The organism is Candidatus Dorea massiliensis AP6, from assembly GCF_964245105.1.
In the GTDB taxonomy this organism is placed as follows: domain Bacteria; phylum Bacillota; class Clostridia; order Lachnospirales; family Lachnospiraceae; genus Laedolimicola; species Laedolimicola intestinihominis.
In genome coordinates this window covers 182,918-199,602 of the sequence record NZ_CAXTKW010000006.1, presented here as the reverse complement: position 1 = coordinate 199,602, position 16,685 = coordinate 182,918, and the positions used below count along the sequence as shown (strand labels likewise).

Annotated in this window: 18 protein-coding genes; 1 reads left to right on the top strand and 17 read right to left on the bottom strand. The window is 50.3% G+C overall.

Going from position 1 to position 16,685, the window contains the following annotated elements; translation table 11 throughout:
- The 7 genes from ACESZP_RS08370 to ACESZP_RS08340 all read right to left on the bottom strand — a co-directional run.
- On the bottom strand, positions 1–284 hold a 284-nt coding region (locus ACESZP_RS08370; protein WP_499708748.1), incomplete at its 3' end, for a DUF6050 family protein.
- Complete coding sequence (locus ACESZP_RS08365) at positions 274–441, bottom strand: hypothetical protein (protein ID WP_173681429.1); 168 nt, start codon at positions 439–441, stop codon at positions 274–276. The genes ACESZP_RS08365 and ACESZP_RS08370, both read right to left, overlap by 11 nt.
- A gap of 4 nt (positions 442–445) precedes the next feature.
- Positions 446–580: a hypothetical protein gene (locus tag ACESZP_RS08360; protein ID WP_255633202.1), complete on the bottom strand. Its 135-nt coding sequence runs from the start codon at positions 578–580 to the stop codon at positions 446–448.
- Positions 577–1,482 (bottom strand): ParB/RepB/Spo0J family partition protein, encoded by a 906-nt coding sequence (locus ACESZP_RS08355; RefSeq protein WP_027090284.1) that lies wholly within the window; start codon positions 1,480–1,482, stop codon positions 577–579. Before ACESZP_RS08355 ends, ACESZP_RS08360 begins: the two co-directional genes overlap by 4 nt.
- The gene (locus tag ACESZP_RS08350; protein WP_027090283.1) at positions 1,472–2,257 is read right to left on the bottom strand and encodes a ParA family protein; all 786 of its coding nucleotides are present in this window, start codon (positions 2,255–2,257) and stop codon (positions 1,472–1,474) included. Before ACESZP_RS08350 ends, ACESZP_RS08355 begins: the two co-directional genes overlap by 11 nt.
- 52 nt (positions 2,258–2,309) lie before the next feature.
- Positions 2,310–3,152: a site-specific integrase gene (locus tag ACESZP_RS08345; RefSeq protein ID WP_499708747.1), complete on the bottom strand. Its 843-nt coding sequence runs from the start codon at positions 3,150–3,152 to the stop codon at positions 2,310–2,312.
- 12 nt (positions 3,153–3,164) lie between these two features.
- Complete coding sequence (locus ACESZP_RS08340; protein WP_499708746.1) at positions 3,165–3,353, bottom strand: helix-turn-helix domain-containing protein; 189 nt, start codon at positions 3,351–3,353, stop codon at positions 3,165–3,167.
- A gap of 165 nt (positions 3,354–3,518) precedes the next feature.
- On the opposite strand from ACESZP_RS08340, the gene ACESZP_RS08335 reads away from it, so the two are divergent.
- On the top strand, positions 3,519–4,031 hold the full coding sequence (locus ACESZP_RS08335; RefSeq protein ID WP_186873815.1) for a helix-turn-helix domain-containing protein: 513 nt from the start codon (positions 3,519–3,521) through the stop codon (positions 4,029–4,031).
- A gap of 123 nt (positions 4,032–4,154) precedes the next feature.
- On the opposite strand, the gene tuf is transcribed toward ACESZP_RS08335, so the two are convergent.
- The 10 genes from tuf to glpK all read right to left on the bottom strand — a co-directional run bounded on the left by tuf (position 4,155) and on the right by glpK (position 16,638).
- Positions 4,155–5,348, bottom strand: coding sequence for an elongation factor Tu (tuf, locus tag ACESZP_RS08330; RefSeq protein WP_158363528.1), 1,194 nt, complete (start codon positions 5,346–5,348; stop codon positions 4,155–4,157).
- A gap of 187 nt (positions 5,349–5,535) precedes the next feature.
- Positions 5,536–7,656 (bottom strand): elongation factor G, encoded by a 2,121-nt coding sequence (gene fusA, locus ACESZP_RS08325; RefSeq protein ID WP_499708745.1) that lies wholly within the window; start codon positions 7,654–7,656, stop codon positions 5,536–5,538.
- A gap of 21 nt (positions 7,657–7,677) precedes the next feature.
- Positions 7,678–8,148: a 30S ribosomal protein S7 gene (gene rpsG / locus ACESZP_RS08320; RefSeq protein WP_178038305.1), complete on the bottom strand. Its 471-nt coding sequence runs from the start codon at positions 8,146–8,148 to the stop codon at positions 7,678–7,680.
- A gap of 228 nt (positions 8,149–8,376) precedes the next feature.
- Positions 8,377–8,799, bottom strand: a complete 423-nt coding sequence (gene rpsL, locus ACESZP_RS08315) for a 30S ribosomal protein S12 (RefSeq protein ID WP_158363525.1) — start codon at positions 8,797–8,799, stop codon at positions 8,377–8,379.
- A gap of 202 nt (positions 8,800–9,001) precedes the next feature.
- Positions 9,002–9,781, bottom strand: a complete 780-nt coding sequence (locus tag ACESZP_RS08310) for an MBL fold metallo-hydrolase (RefSeq protein WP_499708744.1) — start codon at positions 9,779–9,781, stop codon at positions 9,002–9,004.
- Between the two features lie 16 nt (positions 9,782–9,797).
- Positions 9,798–11,165 carry a dihydrolipoyl dehydrogenase gene (lpdA, locus tag ACESZP_RS08305; protein ID WP_499708743.1) on the bottom strand — a complete coding sequence of 456 codons (1,368 nt, stop codon included), beginning with the start codon at positions 11,163–11,165 and terminating at the stop codon, positions 9,798–9,800.
- Positions 11,166–11,337: 172 nt separating this feature from the next.
- Positions 11,338–12,672, bottom strand: a complete 1,335-nt coding sequence (locus tag ACESZP_RS08300) for an FAD-dependent oxidoreductase (RefSeq protein WP_499708742.1) — start codon at positions 12,670–12,672, stop codon at positions 11,338–11,340.
- Between the two features lie 16 nt (positions 12,673–12,688).
- Positions 12,689–14,128, bottom strand: a complete 1,440-nt coding sequence (locus ACESZP_RS08295) for an NAD(P)/FAD-dependent oxidoreductase (protein WP_499708741.1) — start codon at positions 14,126–14,128, stop codon at positions 12,689–12,691.
- Between the two features lie 179 nt (positions 14,129–14,307).
- Positions 14,308–15,018 (bottom strand): MIP family channel protein, encoded by a 711-nt coding sequence (locus ACESZP_RS08290; protein ID WP_178038309.1) that lies wholly within the window; start codon positions 15,016–15,018, stop codon positions 14,308–14,310.
- A gap of 123 nt (positions 15,019–15,141) precedes the next feature.
- Positions 15,142–16,638 carry a glycerol kinase GlpK gene (glpK, locus tag ACESZP_RS08285; protein ID WP_178038310.1) on the bottom strand — a complete coding sequence of 499 codons (1,497 nt, stop codon included), beginning with the start codon at positions 16,636–16,638 and terminating at the stop codon, positions 15,142–15,144.
- Positions 16,639–16,685: the final 47 nt, after the last annotated feature.

Genomic DNA, 16,685 nt, shown 5'->3' with positions numbered 1-16,685 from the left:
CCGACCTTGAACTGTACCGGGCTGCACAAGCGGAAATGCGCTCTCTGCTGGGCGGGGCGAAGCTCCCTAAAATGGATAATCAGAAGTGTTGCTGTGGTATCCATTCCCCTTGGGATTAGAATCAGCCGCATTTTATGTATTCCAAATGGTAATCCGGCAATAAATATCCACCAGAACCAATCTGTCTGACCGCTGACTTTCATAATTGTTTTTGTCATCCAAAACCAGAATACCATAAATGCCAGCGGCAGAATTGATTTTTTAATTACATCTTCAATCGTCACCTTTTTTCTCCTTCTGTCTGATTCCTTCCGTCACCTCCCGATTGAGGTTTGCCAATATTTCTCTAACCACAGGAGAATCCAATCGAAAGGTTTCCAGATCTTTCTCCGTAAGCTCCCTTCCGTTCGCATCATATCTTCGTACATTTTTTAAAGCCATACTTTCACTTTCTTCCTGCTGATAATCTTAATGTTTTCAACAAATGTTTAAACTTCTCTCTTTTCATCTGTTTAACACGTATCTTTTCTATCTTTTTCCTATAGACTTGTATTCTACTTGCCATATCTTCATTGCTCATTCTTCACCCTCTCTTTCTGCCCACGATGCCAGAAGCATAAATATAATTTCTTCCATCTGAGTCTTTGTATATGTCTCTGGAAAATATTGTTTCAACTTTTTCGCCGGAATCTGCACTTGAACTTTTTCAGTACTTTCATTCATGCAAATCTGGTCAATCTCTGAATACGTCAACATCCGTTCTTTTGAAATCTGTTTCAATTCCTTTGCCTGCTTCATGGACGGTACCATATTGTGATTACTCATATACTGAAGTAACACCTGTTGTTCTTCATTTCTCAAATATGAAATTTCAACAGCCGTGTTAAAAGGAAGTTTCTTATCATCTGCCATTTCCAACAGTTCGGGAAGTAACAATGTCAAATGAATATATCTTAATATTTGTCTGGAACTATCTTCAGTATTCTGACTGACTTCCTCTGCCGCCAACTTCTTGCCAACTTGGCAAGAAGTTAAATCGGATCTCTTACCCTGTCGTTTCAATGCCTCATATTTCATTTTATAAGCAAAAGCTTTTTCACTGATTAAGAGTTCTTCTCTTTGAATATTGGAATCTACCATAATCACCGTTGATTCATCATCCGTAAGATCTTTGATGATAACCGGCATTTTCTCTAATCCTGCAAGTTCACATGCTCGTTTTCGCCGATGACCTGCTACCAACTCATAACCCCCAGACTCTCTCAACCGCACAATGCCAGGAACCAATACGCCGTATTGTATAATACTTTCTGATAATTCTTCCATTTTCTTATCATCTCTTACTTGAAATGGATGATTCGGAAATGGATGAAGACTTCCGATTGCTATCTCACTAATTCCATTGATTGACTCTTCGTTTGTTCCAAACAATGCATCAAGCGGCTGTAAGGAAACGGGAGTTGCTCTTTTTTTAGATGGCATCTTCTAGCACCTCCTCCGTCACTCTCCGATAAGCCTCTGTAGCTTTGCTTTTCGGATCATAAGAGAAAATACTCTGTCCTTCTCTGACTGCTTCCTTCATTCTTACAGAAAATGGAATATAATTATCAAAGATATGGATTTGACTTCCATATGCATTTCTGAGAAGCTCCATATTATTTCTGGCATCATTCGTATGAGCATCGACCATCGTAAACAAAATACCTCCTACTTGCAGCTTCGGATTGATCTGCTTACGGACCTTGCCGATTGTTTTTAACAGTTGCTGCAATCCTTTGATTGGTAGGTAGGACGCTTCAACCGGAATGAGAACTTCATCCGATGCAGCCAGCGCATTAATCGTAATCATTCCCAATGATGGCATACAATCTATGATGACTGCATCATATTGATCCTTGATACCATATAAAATCTGTTTCAATACATATTCCCTGCTCATTGCATTTACCAACTGTACTTCCGTACCTGCCAGTCCAATGTTAGAACAGATAATGTCTATCCCCTCTGCCTGATGTCTGATATAACAGTCGGAAGGAATATCTTCATCTTTCATTACTGCATCCATAAGAACTGTAAGTGTTTCATTACTGTCATCACAATCACGATATCCAAATCCTGCGGATACATCAGACTGTGGATCGGCATCAACGATTAACACTTTCATATTTTTTTGTGCTAATCCTACTGCTAAATTAGCTGTACATGCGGACTTTCCAGTTCCCCCTTTTTGGTTTACAATAGAAATAATTCTAGCCATTTTTTCATCACCTTTCAATCAATAAAAATGACCGAATCAGCTAAACAGATTTTCATCCATTACGAGCTAATTCGGTCCTGTTTTCGCTATTAAATTGTAATATCATCACTTTCGTGATACAGTAAAAGCATCTCAGATAAAAGCGAATATTTTCTTTCATCTGAATAAGGTTTTTATAAAAGATAGGCCTTTCCTTCATAAATTTGTTGATTCGTTGCAAGTTTTTTTCAGGACCAAATCGCCTCAACCCCTTGTATTTACTGGGTTTCCGTTGATTTAGTCTTATTTTATCATCATCATCTCCCTCCCGGCAGCCTGTCCAGAACAGTACCTCGAAAATCGTGTAATATCTGTCCCCTTCCTCCATTCCGCTGATAAATTTGTCGTATTCATCTTTTGTCCAAAAATCCAATTTGTCCGCGTCCGCCTTTCCCATTTTCTTTACCTTCTTACAGGGATTGTTCCCCAGGCCGTAAATATTGCTCGCATGATTGAACAGCGCTGTGATCTGATTCTGTATCATACGGAGATAGGTCTGGGCAAATCCCTTTGTCCTCATTTCATTCTGCCATTGGATAATATCTGACGGGGTAATGCTGTTCATGGGTCTGTCCTTAAAATACGGAAGAATATGCGCTTCTATCATATATCGTTTATTTTTTACTGACCTCTCTTTCAATTCTCCCTTTTTATCTCGGAAATAAATCTCCACGAACGCTCCCATCGTCATATCCATGTTTGCATTGGCCATTAACTTATAGTTGTTTTCCCACTCAAGAGCCTCTTTCTTTGTTCGGAACCCCCTTTTTTGCTTTTTCTTCTTGTTTCCCTGCCAATCTCTGTAATAAAACAGACAGTACCAGGTATTTTGCTTTTCATCCTTATATGCTGGCATATCCATCCCTCCTTACGCTGACGTCTGATATCCGAAAAACTTCTTTTCCCAAAAAGCCCTCGGAATCTTACCTGCTACAACGATGAACCCGGCTTTTTCCAGTTCCTCGTTCATCTGCCGGATCATTTTATAAGCATGACCCTTGGAAATCCCCAGTTCCGCAGCTACTTCGTCCGCGGTCATCATATAGTTTGTCCTCATAATTCACTCCTCCTCTTTTATCCCTTGTATTGTTACATAATTTCTTGTATTTCTAATTTAATACAAGATTTTTGATTTGTCAACATGATTTATTAAAATTCTTGTATCTTTTACATTGATTTCTGTATCTTATTGTGCTAAATTAGTATCAAGGAGGGTAAAATCATGCGTTTAGGAGAATATTTAGAAGTAGGAAAGAAAATGAAACAGGCCCGGATGAACGCCGGAATCAACCAGCGAGAAATGGCCACCCGGCTAGAGCTGACCAATTCCTCATATTCCAATTATGAAAATGGCTACAGTGAGCCGCCTGTGGAAACGATACAGAAGTTTTGTGATATATTGAAAATCTCGATGAATGAGCTGTTGGGTGTAAAGATTTCTACTCCCAGAACTGTGCCTGTCCGAACCTTTGCCGATTTTCTTGCTATTCTGATTGACCTGGATCGCAGAGGCTTACATATAAAAGGAAATACGACTTACTCTCAGAAAGATAACCAGCTCATGGCGCACCTGGCTCTGGACATTCCCAACGCCCAGATCGCCACCTTTATTCCTGACTGGAACAAAGTCAACCAGCAGCTTGCGGATGGCCTCTTGGATAAGGAAGAATATGAGATGTGGCTGGAAGATACCCTGCGATTATTCAATGTTCCGATAGAAGATTACATCCATTGAAAATAGAAAGTACGAATTTTTAGAACCAAACTAGAACCACGACAAGAAAATTACACATTTGTAACCGAAAAAAGGCTTCCGGGGAATTCCCCAGAAGCCTTGATTTTACTGCATAAATAGTGATTACTCGACGATTGTAGCAACACGTCCAGATCCTACTGTACGGCCACCCTCACGGATAGCGAATGTAAGACCCTGCTCCATAGCGATCGGGTGGATCAGCTCGATGGTCATCTCTACGTTGTCACCAGGCATGCACATCTCTGTACCAGCCGGCAGGTTGCAAACGCCAGTAACGTCAGTTGTACGGAAGTAGAACTGCGGTCTGTAGTTGTTGAAGAACGGTGTATGACGGCCACCCTCGTCCTTTGTCAGAACGTAAACCTGAGCGGTGAACTTTGTATGGCAGGTGATGCTGCCCGGCTTAACGATAACCTGACCTCTTTCGATCTCGGTTCTCTGAACACCACGAAGCAGAGCTCCGATGTTGTCACCAGCCTGAGCCTCGTCAAGCAGCTTACGGAACATCTCGATACCGGTTACAACGGTCTTACGAGTCTCTTCCTTAATACCAACGATCTCAACTTCCTCATTCAGATGCAGAACACCACGCTCAACACGGCCGGTAGCAACAGTACCACGACCTGTGATGGTGAATACGTCCTCGACCGGCATCAGGAACGGCTGGTCTGTAGCACGCTTCGGATCCGGAATCCAGCTATCAACTGCATCCATCAGCTCCATAACCTTATCTCCCCACGGTCCCATCGGATCCTCAAGAGCCTTCAGAGCGGAACCCTGGATGATCGGAGTGTCATCTCCCGGGAACTCGTACTCGTTCAGCAGCTCACGGATCTCCATGTCTACCAGCTCAAGCAGCTCCTCATCGTCTACCATGTCGCACTTGTTCATGAATACTACGATGTAGGGAACGCCTACCTGACGGGACAGAAGGATGTGCTCCTTAGTCTGAGCCATAACACCATCGGTAGCTGCTACTACCAGGATAGCGCCGTCCATCTGTGCTGCACCAGTGATCATGTTCTTTACATAGTCAGCATGGCCCGGGCAGTCAACGTGTGCATAGTGTCTCTTCTCTGTCTCATACTCAACGTGTGCAGTAGAGATGGTGATTCCACGCTCTCTCTCTTCCGGAGCCTTGTCGATGTTCTCGAAGTCTGTAGCTGTGTTACCAGCAACACGAGCTGCCAGAACCTTTGTGATAGCTGCAGTCAGAGTAGTTTTACCATGGTCTACGTGACCGATGGTACCGATATTACAATGCGGTTTTGTTCTGTCAAATTTAGCTTTAGCCATTTTGATTGTCCTCCTTGAATTCATTCACCCTGAGGGTAAAAGTTGATTTTTTCCTGTTTCGATATTAAAACTCGGCTACTTCTGATTATATTTCATAGAGCCTTATTTTTCAAGCAAAATTTAGGAATTTTGCTTATTTCTTTACCGCAATCCGGCTAATAATACCGGATTGCAGTTATTTTTATAATTATTTCTTAGCAGCGAGTACTTTCTCCTGGATATTCTTCGGTACCTGCTCGTACTTCTCGAAGAACATGGAGTAGTTACCACGACCCTGAGTCTTGGAACGCAGGTCTGTGGAGTAACCGAACATCTCTGCAAGCGGTACATATCCGCGGATCATCTTACCGCCGCCGATATCATCCATACCCTCGATACGTCCACGACGGCTGTTGATATCACCGATAACATCGCCCATGTACTCCTCCGGAGTAGTAACCTCAACCTTCATAATCGGCTCAAGCAGTACCGGATTACCCTTCTGCATAGCCTCCTTGAAAGCCATGGAACCAGCGATATGGAATGCCATCTCACTGGAGTCGACCTCATGATAAGATCCATCGTATACTACGGCGTGAACACCCAGTACCGGGAAGCCTCCCAGAATACCGGACTGTGCTGCCTCTTCGATACCTTCGCCGACTGCCGGGATGTACTCCTTCGGAATCGCACCACCGACAACCTGAGACTCGAACTTGAACAGCTCTTCTCCGTTGGCATCCATCGGCTCAAAGCGAACCTTACAGTGTCCGTACTGTCCACGTCCACCGGACTGCTTAGCGTACTTGCTGTCTACGTCAACAGCCTTGGTGAAGGTCTCCTTGTAAGCTACCTGCGGTGCGCCTACGTTAGCCTCTACCTTGAACTCACGCAGCAGACGGTCTACGATGATTTCCAGATGCAGCTCTCCCATTCCGGCGATGATAGTCTGACCAGTCTCCTGATCGGTATGCGCACGGAAGGTCGGGTCCTCTTCTGCCAGCTTTGCAAGAGCCTCGCCCATCTTGCCCTGACCAGCCTTGGTCTTCGGCTCGATAGCCAACTCGATAACCGGCTCCGGGAACTCCATGGACTCCAGGATTACCGGATGCTGCTCGTCACAGATGGTATCACCGGTTGTGGTGAACTTGAATCCAACTGCTGCAGCGATATCACCGGAATATACCTTGTCCAGCTCTGCTCTCTTGTTTGCGTGCATCTGAAGGATACGTCCTACACGCTCCTTCTTCTGCTTTGTAGAGTTATATACATAAGAACCGGAATTCATGGTTCCTGAGTATACACGGAAGAATGCAAGCTTTCCTACGAACGGGTCAGCCATGATCTTGAATGCAAGCGCAGCGAACGGCTCGTCATCAGAGGAGTGACGCTCTACTTCGTTGCCATCCATATCGGTTCCCTTGATAGACGGGATATCTGTCGGAGCCGGCATGTACTCGATAATAGCGTCCAGAAGCTTCTGAACACCCTTATTTCTGTATGCGGTACCGCAGCAAACCGGAACAGCTGTACACTCACAGGTTGCTTTACGAAGAACTCTCTTCAGATCCTCAACCGGGATAGATGCTCCCTCGTCCTCAAGGTACTGCATCATCAGGTCGTCATCCAGCTCGCAGATCTTCTCGATCAGCTCCTGGTGATAGAGCTCTGCTTCGTCCTTCATGTCCTCCGGAATCTCTGTGATGGAGATGTCCTCACCCTTCTCATCGTTGTAGATGTAGGCCTGCATCTCGAACAAGTCGATGATTCCCTTGAACTCGTCTTCCTTACCAATCGGAAGCTGCAGACAGATAGCATTCTTGCCAAGTCTTGTCTTAATCATATCTACTGCATTGTAGAAATCTGCTCCCAGGATATCCATCTTGTTGATGAATGCCATACGGGGAACATTGTAGGTATCAGCCTGACGCCATACGTTCTCAGACTGCGGCTCTACACCACCCTTTGCACAGAACACGCCGACAGCGCCGTCCAGTACACGAAGGGAACGCTCTACCTCAACCGTAAAGTCTACGTGGCCCGGGGTATCAATGATATTGATACGGTTCTCTAATGCGCCCGGCTTCGGCTTGCAGTGCTCCTGCAGCGTCCAGTGACAGGTTGTAGCAGCGGAAGTGATGGTGATACCACGCTCCTGCTCCTGCTCCATCCAGTCCATGGTAGCAGTACCTTCATGAGTATCACCAATCTTATAGTTTACACCAGTGTAATACAGAATACGCTCAGTCAGTGTGGTCTTACCAGCATCGATATGAGCCATAATTCCGATATTTCTGGTTCTCTCCAATGGATATTCTCTTCCAGCCACGGGATTTTCCTCCTCAAATAATTAGAAACGATAGTGAGCAAACGCCTTGTTTGCCTCTGCCATCTTGTGCATGTCCTCTTTTCTCTTTACAGATGCGCCTGTGTTGTTGGCTGCATCCATAATCTCATTTGCCAGACGTTCTTCCATGGTCTTCTCACCGCGCTTACGGGAGAACATGGTCATCCAGCGCAGAGCCAGAGCCTGACGACGATCAGCGCGAACCTCGATCGGAACCTGGTAGGTCGCTCCGCCGACACGTCTTGCCTTTACCTCGAGAAGCGGCATGATGTTGTTCATTGCCTCCTCGAATACTTCCAGAGCCGGCTTTTCTGTCTTAGCCTCTACTCTCTCGAATGCTCCGTAAACAATTTTCTGAGCCACGCCCTTCTTACCATCCAGCATGATGTTGTTGATAAGCTTGGTGACTACCTTGTTGTTGTACAGCGGATCCGCTAATACATCTCTTTTCTGAGTATGTCCTTTACGTGCCACAATACTTCCCTCCTTAATACATGCTTACTGAATCTGGAATTCAGTAAGATTCACTCTTAATTCTCAGGTACTCACATGTGTCTTTCTACTTGTGTCGTGCACGGCAAATCTATATACGACCCGCAGCCTAAGGGACGATATTTCATTCCGGCAATATAGACAATTGTCTATCCAACGAATAGTTCTGTTTGTGATACACCGTTGTTACAAAACCAAACGACCTTTAAATTACTTCTTTGCGTCTTTCGGTCTCTTGGCACCGTACTTGGAACGTGCCTGTCTTCTCTTTGCAACTCCTGCTGTATCCAGGGTACCACGGATGATGTGATATCTGGTACCGGGCAGGTCCTTTACTCTACCGCCACGGATCATAACAACACTATGCTCCTGAAGGTTGTGTCCTTCTCCGGGGATATAGCTTGTTACCTCGATACCGTTGGAAAGACGTACTCTGGCGATCTTACGAAGAGCAGAGTTCGGTTTCTTCGGGGTAGCGGTCTTTACTGCGGTACAAACGCCACGCTTCTGCGGTGCGGATGTATCAGTTGCTTTCTTCTTCAGAGAGTTGAATCCTTTCTGAAGGGCGGGCGCTGTAGACTTCTTTACAGTTGTCTGACGTCCTTTTCTAACTAACTGGTTGAATGTTGGCATTCCTTTCACCTCCTGTGATGAGTGGCAGGCAATGTTGCCGGCCCTGTCAGGCTGCTGTGTCGGTAATTCGACTGTTTCAGGCGCGCAAAAATACTATACGCTTTTCGCACACACTAGATTAGTATAATAAGAAAAACCCCCTGTGTCAAGGGGTTTTTCCGTAAAAAAACATTGGATTTTCGGGGCATTTTTGGGTATTTTTTCAGAGTTCATAGCGCTTTCCGGTACCGTCACCGAACACCGGTACCGGCAGCCCGTCACCCGCCGTCTCGCAGATGTGCTGCGCGTTTTTTCGCCAGCTCTCCGTATCCTTATCGGGACGGGGTAGATGAATCGCCAGCACATCTCCCAGTTCCAGATACCGGGTTATCAGCCGCCTGGAGGAGGGCAGACCCATCAGTGGAAATGGGCCAATCAGCCAGTCGATCTTCTTCGACCAGACCGCTGTCCTTTCATATAGAAACTTTTCAGGCCTGGCGTCCCCCGGCAGCATCAGATGCTTTCCTCCAGCCTCCAGAAGGCAGACCAGATTCTGGATATCCGCAAACCGGTCGCCCATGTGAATGCTGTTGAACAGGGTCAGGCGCATACCCGGCAAGGTCATGACCCGGTATTTCTGCTCGGACGCGGCCACAGCCGTCAGCCGTCCCGCCTCCGGCTCCAGCGCCCGGATCCGCCGAATGGTCTCCTCCGTGGAAATGATGCGGAGATCCGGATTCATTTTCAGGGCCTCCGCCACGTCCTCCGGGCAGAAATGATCCGCGTGCTCATGGGTAAATACCAGCGTTCCCAGCTTCTTTTCCCGGATATCCCGCAGAAGCTCCTGCCGAATCGTCTCCGGCGTGTCAGGGTAAAGCCCGCCGGGCTGCCTTGCAAACACGTCGAAGCCGATGGCCGCGCAGCCCTTTTCTTCTACATTAAGAACCTGTATTACTACGCCCGCATTTCCCGTGTGCCAGGCTGTCATTTTCGTTCCCATCATTCATTCCGCCGTATCTTTAATTCATAAGTGCTTCCCTGATAATCTCACACACCGTGGGATGCGGGAAAATCGTCCGTCGAACCTGTCTCAGCGGAAGCTGCAGGTCAATCATCAGCGCCAGCGCATAGATATACTCCGACGCGTAGGATGACATCAGCGCCGCCCCGATAAGCGTTTCTTTGTTCTTATCCACAATCAGCTTGCAGATACCGTTGCTTAAGCCGTTCTCCGCCACATGGCGTCCGCTGAAATTGATGGATACCTTTTTCACCTCATAATTCCGGCCTGACGCCTTCGCCTGCTCCTCGGACAAACCTACAAAGGCCGCCTCCGGACTGGTGTAAACCACGCCGCTGATCGCATCGTAGCTCATGGCGTCGTCCTCGCCCAGGATATGGTTCACAGCCACTTCGCCTTCCCGGTAGCCCACATGGGCCAGCATGACCTTGCCGTTCACATCGCCGATAGCATAGACATGCGGCACGTTGGTCTGCATATGCTCATCTGTCACGATGGCTCCCCGCTCGGTCTGTACGCCCAACTCCTCCAGGCCCTCGATCCGGCTGTTGGCACGACGGCCCACGCACATCAGAGCCTTATCATAAGCTGCCAGCTGAAGCCTTCCGTCCTTTTCATAAGTCACGACTCCGCCTGCCAGCTTTTTCACTCCGGAGGAGAGCTGGAAGGTCACACCCTTTTTCTCCAGCTCCTTCTGAAGCAGCCCACTGACCTCCCGATCATTGCCGCCCAGGACCTTATCCAGCATCTCGATCACGGTTACTTTTGCTCCAACCTCCTGAAAATAAGCCGCCATCTCAAAACCAATGACTCCGCCTCCCACGACCAGAAGCTTCTTCGGGATCTCCTTCATATCCAGGATCTCGTCGCTGGTCATGACCGTTCCGTCCGCCATACCTTCTTTCACACCTTCGATAGGCGGTACTGCAGGAGTCGAACCGGTAGCCAGAATCAAGTTCTCCGCTGTATAGGTCTCTTCTCCTACGAACACCGCAGGTTTTCCATCCAATCTGCCAAGCTTCGCTGTTCCGTTTACTACTTTTACCTTGCTGCGGCGAAGGGCACTGCCTACGCCCTGCACCAGCATTTTCACAACCTCGTCTTTTTTTTCCACTACTGCGGCCTGATCCACGTGAACCGGACCCTCCGCCGTTACACCGTACGCTTCTCCGGCCCCCGATGCGTAATGGTACATTTTCCCCGCGTAAAGAAAGGTTTTTGTCGGGATACATCCCACATTCAGACAGGTTCCTCCCAGGCTCTTCTTTTCCACCAGCAGCACCTTCTTTCCATGGTGAGCTGCGTACTCAGCGCTGTTATACCCGGCCGGACCGCCACCAACAACAATGACATCAAAATTCTGCATACCTCTTTTCCTCCTTGTTTTCGCTGTCGCATTGCATGTTACCCGTCCAAACCTTCAAAGGCTTCCGCCTTCCTGCCATATCCCGATTATACCTTTCGCCCGCGAGATTGTCAATTTTTTATCATGCATTTTCTTTAAATTTTGATAACCATACTTTCCCGGTGGAGTTGTCTTAAATTTCTGAAATTTCTTTTGTGGCAATAATGTCTACACCTGTCTCGGCCACGTCCGCCAGAATCACGTTACCGATCTGCACCGGGGCCTCCGCGGTCACGTTCTTCAGAGCCCGCATACAGGCCTGCACCTTCGCTTTCGGGATGTCGGTCCGCGTCTTCACCGACAGCATTTTCTCACGGCCGCCCCGAACCGGAATGATCGTCGTCACGGTGCGGGTGGGGTTCGTCACCTCTTTTTCGGCGTACTGCGCGCCCCGCTTACAGTGGTTGCCCTCCACCAGCGTCACCCGGCCAGCTTCCAGGCGGACGCGTAAGGAACATCCTTTCGGGCAAATAATACAGGTCAGTCGCCGCTCCTCTGTCTGTTTTATAGAAACCGCCGCGTTTTTCCCGGCCTCCGCCGCTTCTTCGGATACGGAATCCACCAGACCGTGGACATGCAGCACATTGCCGCAGGCGAAGACGCCGGGGATGGTAGTCTCCAGCTTCTCGTTGACCACCGGACCGTGGGTAGCCGGATCCATTCTCGCGCCCAGTTCCCGGGTCAGCTCATTTTCCGGGATCAGGCCCACAGAGAGAAGCAGAGTGTCACAGTCGTATTCCTGACCGGTGCCCGGAATGGGCTTGCCCTGTTCGTCCACGGCGGACACGGTCACGCCGCTGACCCGCTCCCTGCCTTTGATATCCACCACCGTATGACGCAGCAATAGCGGAATATCGAAATCCTCCAGACACTGGACGATGTTCCGCTGCAGGCCGCCGGATTTCGGGAGAATCTCAACCACAGCCTGCACCCTGGCTCCCTCCAAGGTCAGGCGGCGGGCCATGATGAGGCCGATGTCGCCGGATCCCAGGATCACGATTTTCCGGCCGGGCAGAAAACCTTCTATATTTACCAGGCGTTGGGCGGTTCCTGCTGTGTAAATTCCAGCGGGGCGAAAGCCCGGAATATTCAGAGCGCCCCGGGGGCGCTCCCGGCAGCCCATGGCCAAAATCACCGCTTTTGCCTGAACCTCGAAAAGTCCATCCTCCCGGTTCATGGCCGCGACCCTTTTGTCCGGCATAATATTCAGCACCATGGTTTGCAGCTTATAAGGAATCTGAAGTTCCTCGACTTTTTCGATATAGCGGGCCGCGTACTCCGGTCCGGTCAGTTCCTCCTGGAAGGTGTGAAGGCCAAAACCGTTGTGGATGCACTGGTTCAGAATGCCGCCAAGCCGATCTTCCCGTTCCAGAATCAGGATATCTGCTACGCCATTTTCCCGGGCTGCCAGAGCCGCCGCCAACCCCGCCGGGCCGCCGCCAACGATAACGATATCATAAGTCTGCATGATAAATCCTCCCTTCCTATAAGCTGTCCTTATTCTGACCACAGAGCAGCGTGGACGCGCCGCCCCGCTTGGTGATCTGCTCCAGCGGGATGTCCAATTCCCGGGACAGAAGCTCCATGACCCGCGGTGAACAGAAGCCGCCCTGGCAGCGGCCCATGCCCGCCCTGACTCTGCGCTTAACTCCGTCCAGGGATCGCGCGCCCAGAGGCCGGTGAATCGCGTCCAGAATTTCCCCTTCGGAAATGTGTTCGCAGCGGCAGACGATATGTCCATATGCCGGATGCCGACGAATCCATTCCTGCCGTTCCCCGTCGGGAAGCTGCGTCGGATTCATAATGCCCTTTCTCTGGGAAATAAAGTGTTCTTTCTCGGACAACTCCAGCTTTGCCCGCACGATCTCCGCCACCATTTCACCGATGGCCGGGCTGCTGGTGAGACCGGGCGATTCGATGCCGGCGCAGTCAATGAAGTTCTCTGCACCCGGGACTTCACCGATGATGAATTCATGGCCGTCCTCGTGGGCGCGCAGACCCGCGAAGGAGGTGATAACATTTTTATAAGGAATCTCCTTTACGTAGCGGCCCGCGTTTTCCAGCACCTGAGCGAGGCCGTCTGCAGTGGTGTTCGTGGCCTCCGGATCCGCCACATCAATGGCAGTAGGGCCTAACAGCAGATTGCCGTGGATCGTAGGGGACACCAGGATACCTTTTCCATATTTGCCAGGCAAGGGGAAAATGGTATGGTTTACATGGGACCCGGTAGTTTTGTCCAGGAGACAGTAATCACCGCGGCGCGGCGTGATGTGGATCTTCCCGGAGCTTATCATGTTATGTAAACTATCCGCATAGACACCTGCTGCATTGACCACCAGACGGGTCTCATAGGAGCCCTGGCTGGTATGCAGAATCCAGCCGCCGCCCTGCCTCCGTTCCAGGCTTTGTACTTCCGTGTCAAAATGAAACTCCACACCGTTCATGGCCGCATTTTCCGCCAGGGCGATGTTCAGGCCGAAGGGACAGACGATGCCCGCCGTGGGCGCATAGAGAGCCGCATAGGTCTCCTCCGACAGGTTAGGCTCCATCTGCAGCAGTTCGTCGTGGTAAATGATACGAAGATCCGGGACGCCGTTCGCCTGTCCCCGGTCGTAGAGTGCCTGAAGGCCCGGCATGTCTTCCTCGGAGAGACAGACCACCAGGGAACCGATGCGCCGGAACGGGATATCCAGATCTTTTGCCAGATCGCCCATCAGTGCATTGCCGCGCACGTTGAGCTTCGCCATCAGACTGCCGGGCGCGGCGTCGTAGCCGGCGTGGACGATGGCGCTGTTGGCCTTGGAGGTGCCGCAGCAGACATCCTCCTCCTTTTCTAGGACGCAGACGCGGGCCGCGCAGCGGGACAGCTCCCGGGCGGAGGCCGCGCCGGAGACGCCCGCGCCTATTATGATTACATCGTACATAGATACTCCTTTCTATTTTGCGCGTATTTTCGCACATACAGATATCTCCAATAGAGCAAAAAGGAACCCGACAAGCTCCCGCACCCTCATGCGTTCTTCCTGTCAGGTTCTCTTCTTTTATCCCAATTTTGTTTTCTTATAATCTCTTTACCCGCCAACGTAATTCTATCATTTTCCGCTTACCATGGAATTGCCGCATACAACGCCACCGCCGCAATCGCACCGAGAATCGGCCCCACCAGCGGCACAATGCCGTAGTCCCAGTCGGAGCTTCCCTTTTCTCGAATGGGCAGCACTGCATGGGCCAGTCTCGGCCCCAGATCCCGTGCCGGATTGATAGCATATCCGGTCAGGCCTCCCAGGGACATACCGATGGAAACAATGATACCGAAGACGATGAATTTACCAAGGCCATCCGTCAGTCCGGGCACATTTCCCATGCCCTTGATGGCAAAGACCAGCACGAAGGTGCCGATGGCTTCGCTTAAGATATTCAGACCACGGTTCCGGATAGACGGCGCGGTACAGAATACGCCCCGCTTGGCGGCTGCGTCGTCGGTAGCGTCAAACTGGCCCTTGAACAGCAGGTAGACCAGACACGCGCCTACGAAGGCTCCCGCAAACTGGGCGATGATGTAGCCGGGTACCATAGACCAGGCGAAGCTGCCGTCGATGGCCAGCGCCAGGGTCAGGGCCGGGTTGAAGGACGCGCCCGAGGCTGCCCCGAAGATACAGGCCGGAATCATGACCGCCAGGCCCCAGGCAAAGGTAATCTGGACGCTTCCCGCGCCCTTCATACCGGATTTATTGAGTGTCACATTGGCTACCACGCCGTCGCCCAGAAGGATGAGCAGCATGGTGCCGAGGAATTCTGCGATATATGGCAGCATAAGATACCCTCTCTTTCATGGGCGCTCCGCCCTGCGAAGCGCCATATCAGTTTCATTGATTTGTTCACGCCCTTCGCTTTCGCAGTCGTTCACCTTATGTAAACCATAAACTTTTCAGTCTGTCTAATCCTCTTTTGCCCAGCCGTAAGCGTATTTCACAGCCTTTTTCCAGCCCTTAATCTTCTTCTCCCGCTCTTCCGCGCCGATCTGCGGCTCAAAAATCGCGTTGATGGCCCAGTTCTTCCGTACCTCTTCCTTATTTGCCCAGTAGCCTACCGCCAGACCGGCCAGATATGCCGCACCCATGGCCGTAGTCTCCACGCAGCTTGGACGGTTCACCGGAGCGCCAATAATATCCGACTGAGTCTGCATCAGGAAATCATTGGCGCTGGCGCCGCCGTCCACTTTCAGCGCAGACAGCTTAATGCCGGAATCCGCCTCCATAGCCACCAGCACGTCATTGACCTGGTAAGCCAGGGATTCCAGGGTTGCACGGATGATGTGGTACTTATTTACGCCGCGGGTGATGCCCACGATGGTGCCCCGGGCGTACTGATCCCAGTACGGTGCGCCTAACCCAGTAAACGCAGGCACCACATAGCAGCCGTTGGTATCCGGCACCTTTTTCGCCATATACTCGGAATCCGGTGCGGAATCGATGATACGAAGCTCATCCCGCAGCCACTGAATGGCCGCGCCTGCCACGAAGATGGATCCCTCCAGGGCGTAATTTACTTTGCCGTCCAGGCCCCAGGCGATGGTGGTCACCAGCCCGTTGTCGGAAAATACCGGTTTCTCTCCTGTATTCATCAGCATGAAGCAGCCGGTTCCGTATGTATTCTTGGCCTCGCCCGGTTCAAAGCAGGTCTGTCCGAACAGAGCCGCCTGCTGGTCGCCCGCCGCGCCCGCAATGGGAATCGAACCGCCCAGGAAGGATGGATCCGTCTGACCGTACACACAGCTCGACGGTTTCGCCTCGGGCAGCATACATCTGGGGATACCAAGCTCTGCCAGAATCTCATCGTCCCACTGCAGGGTGTTAATGTTGAACAGCATGGTTCGGGATGCGTTGGAATAGTCTGTCACATGTACCGCGCCTTTGGTCAGTTTCCAGATAAGCCAGGTCTCCACGGTTCCGAAAAGCAGTTCGCCCTTTTCGGCCCGCTCTCTGGCTCCATCCACATGGTCGAGAATCCATTTTACCTTGGTTCCGGAAAAGTAGGCATCAATAACCAGCCCCGTCTTCTTCCGGAATTTCTCAGTCAGTCCTTTCTCCTTCAGGGAGTCGCAATACTCGCTGGTCCGACGGCATTGCCACACGATCGCGTGGTAGATAGGATCTCCCGTCTTCTTATCCCAGACAATGGACGTCTCTCTCTGATTGGTAATGCCGATGGCCGCGATGTCCGCCGCCGTTGCTCCGATGCGGCTCATGGCCTCCACGGCTACGCCCAGCATGCTTGCCCAGATTTCGTCCGCGTCATGCTCCACCCAGCCGGGCTTCGGGAAATACTGCTTGAATTCCCGCTGTGCCACGCTGCACATTTCTCCCCTTTCGTTGAACAGGATACACCGGTTGCTGGTGGTTCCTGCGTCCAATGCCATTACATACTTTGCCATAGTTTTCCTCCTTCAGGTTTCCTTGCTTCTATTAGCATCCTATGAAA

Excerpts from the sequence above, each read along its gene's own strand:
- ACESZP_RS08350 (WP_027090283.1), bottom strand. The coding sequence starts at position 2,257 with ATGGCTAGAATTATTTCTATTGTAAACCAAAAAGGGGGAACTGGAAAG.
- ACESZP_RS08295 (WP_499708741.1), bottom strand. The coding sequence starts at position 14,128 with ATGTACGATGTAATCATAATAGGCGCGGGCGTCTCCGGCGCGGCCTCC.
- ACESZP_RS08345 (WP_499708747.1), bottom strand. The coding sequence starts at position 3,152 with ATGCCAGCATATAAGGATGAAAAGCAAAATACCTGGTACTGTCTGTTT.
- ACESZP_RS08290 (WP_178038309.1), bottom strand. The coding sequence starts at position 15,018 with ATGCTGCCATATATCGCAGAATTCCTCGGCACCATGCTGCTCATCCTT.
- rpsL (WP_158363525.1), bottom strand. The coding sequence starts at position 8,799 with ATGCCAACATTCAACCAGTTAGTTAGAAAAGGACGTCAGACAACTGTA.
- ACESZP_RS08340 (WP_499708746.1), bottom strand. The coding sequence starts at position 3,353 with ATGAGGACAAACTATATGATGACCGCGGACGAAGTAGCTGCGGAACTG.
- ACESZP_RS08360 (WP_255633202.1), bottom strand. The coding sequence starts at position 580 with ATGAGCAATGAAGATATGGCAAGTAGAATACAAGTCTATAGGAAAAAG.
- ACESZP_RS08310 (WP_499708744.1), bottom strand. The coding sequence starts at position 9,781 with ATGATGGGAACGAAAATGACAGCCTGGCACACGGGAAATGCGGGCGTA.
- ACESZP_RS08335 (WP_186873815.1), top strand. The coding sequence starts at position 3,519 with ATGCGTTTAGGAGAATATTTAGAAGTAGGAAAGAAAATGAAACAGGCC.
- ACESZP_RS08300 (WP_499708742.1), bottom strand. The coding sequence starts at position 12,672 with ATGCAGACTTATGATATCGTTATCGTTGGCGGCGGCCCGGCGGGGTTG.
- lpdA (WP_499708743.1), bottom strand. The coding sequence starts at position 11,165 with ATGCAGAATTTTGATGTCATTGTTGTTGGTGGCGGTCCGGCCGGGTAT.
- ACESZP_RS08365 (WP_173681429.1), bottom strand. The coding sequence starts at position 441 with ATGGCTTTAAAAAATGTACGAAGATATGATGCGAACGGAAGGGAGCTT.
- glpK (WP_178038310.1), bottom strand. The coding sequence starts at position 16,638 with ATGGCAAAGTATGTAATGGCATTGGACGCAGGAACCACCAGCAACCGG.
- ACESZP_RS08355 (WP_027090284.1), bottom strand. The coding sequence starts at position 1,482 with ATGCCATCTAAAAAAAGAGCAACTCCCGTTTCCTTACAGCCGCTTGAT.
- tuf (WP_158363528.1), bottom strand. The coding sequence starts at position 5,348 with ATGGCTAAAGCTAAATTTGACAGAACAAAACCGCATTGTAATATCGGT.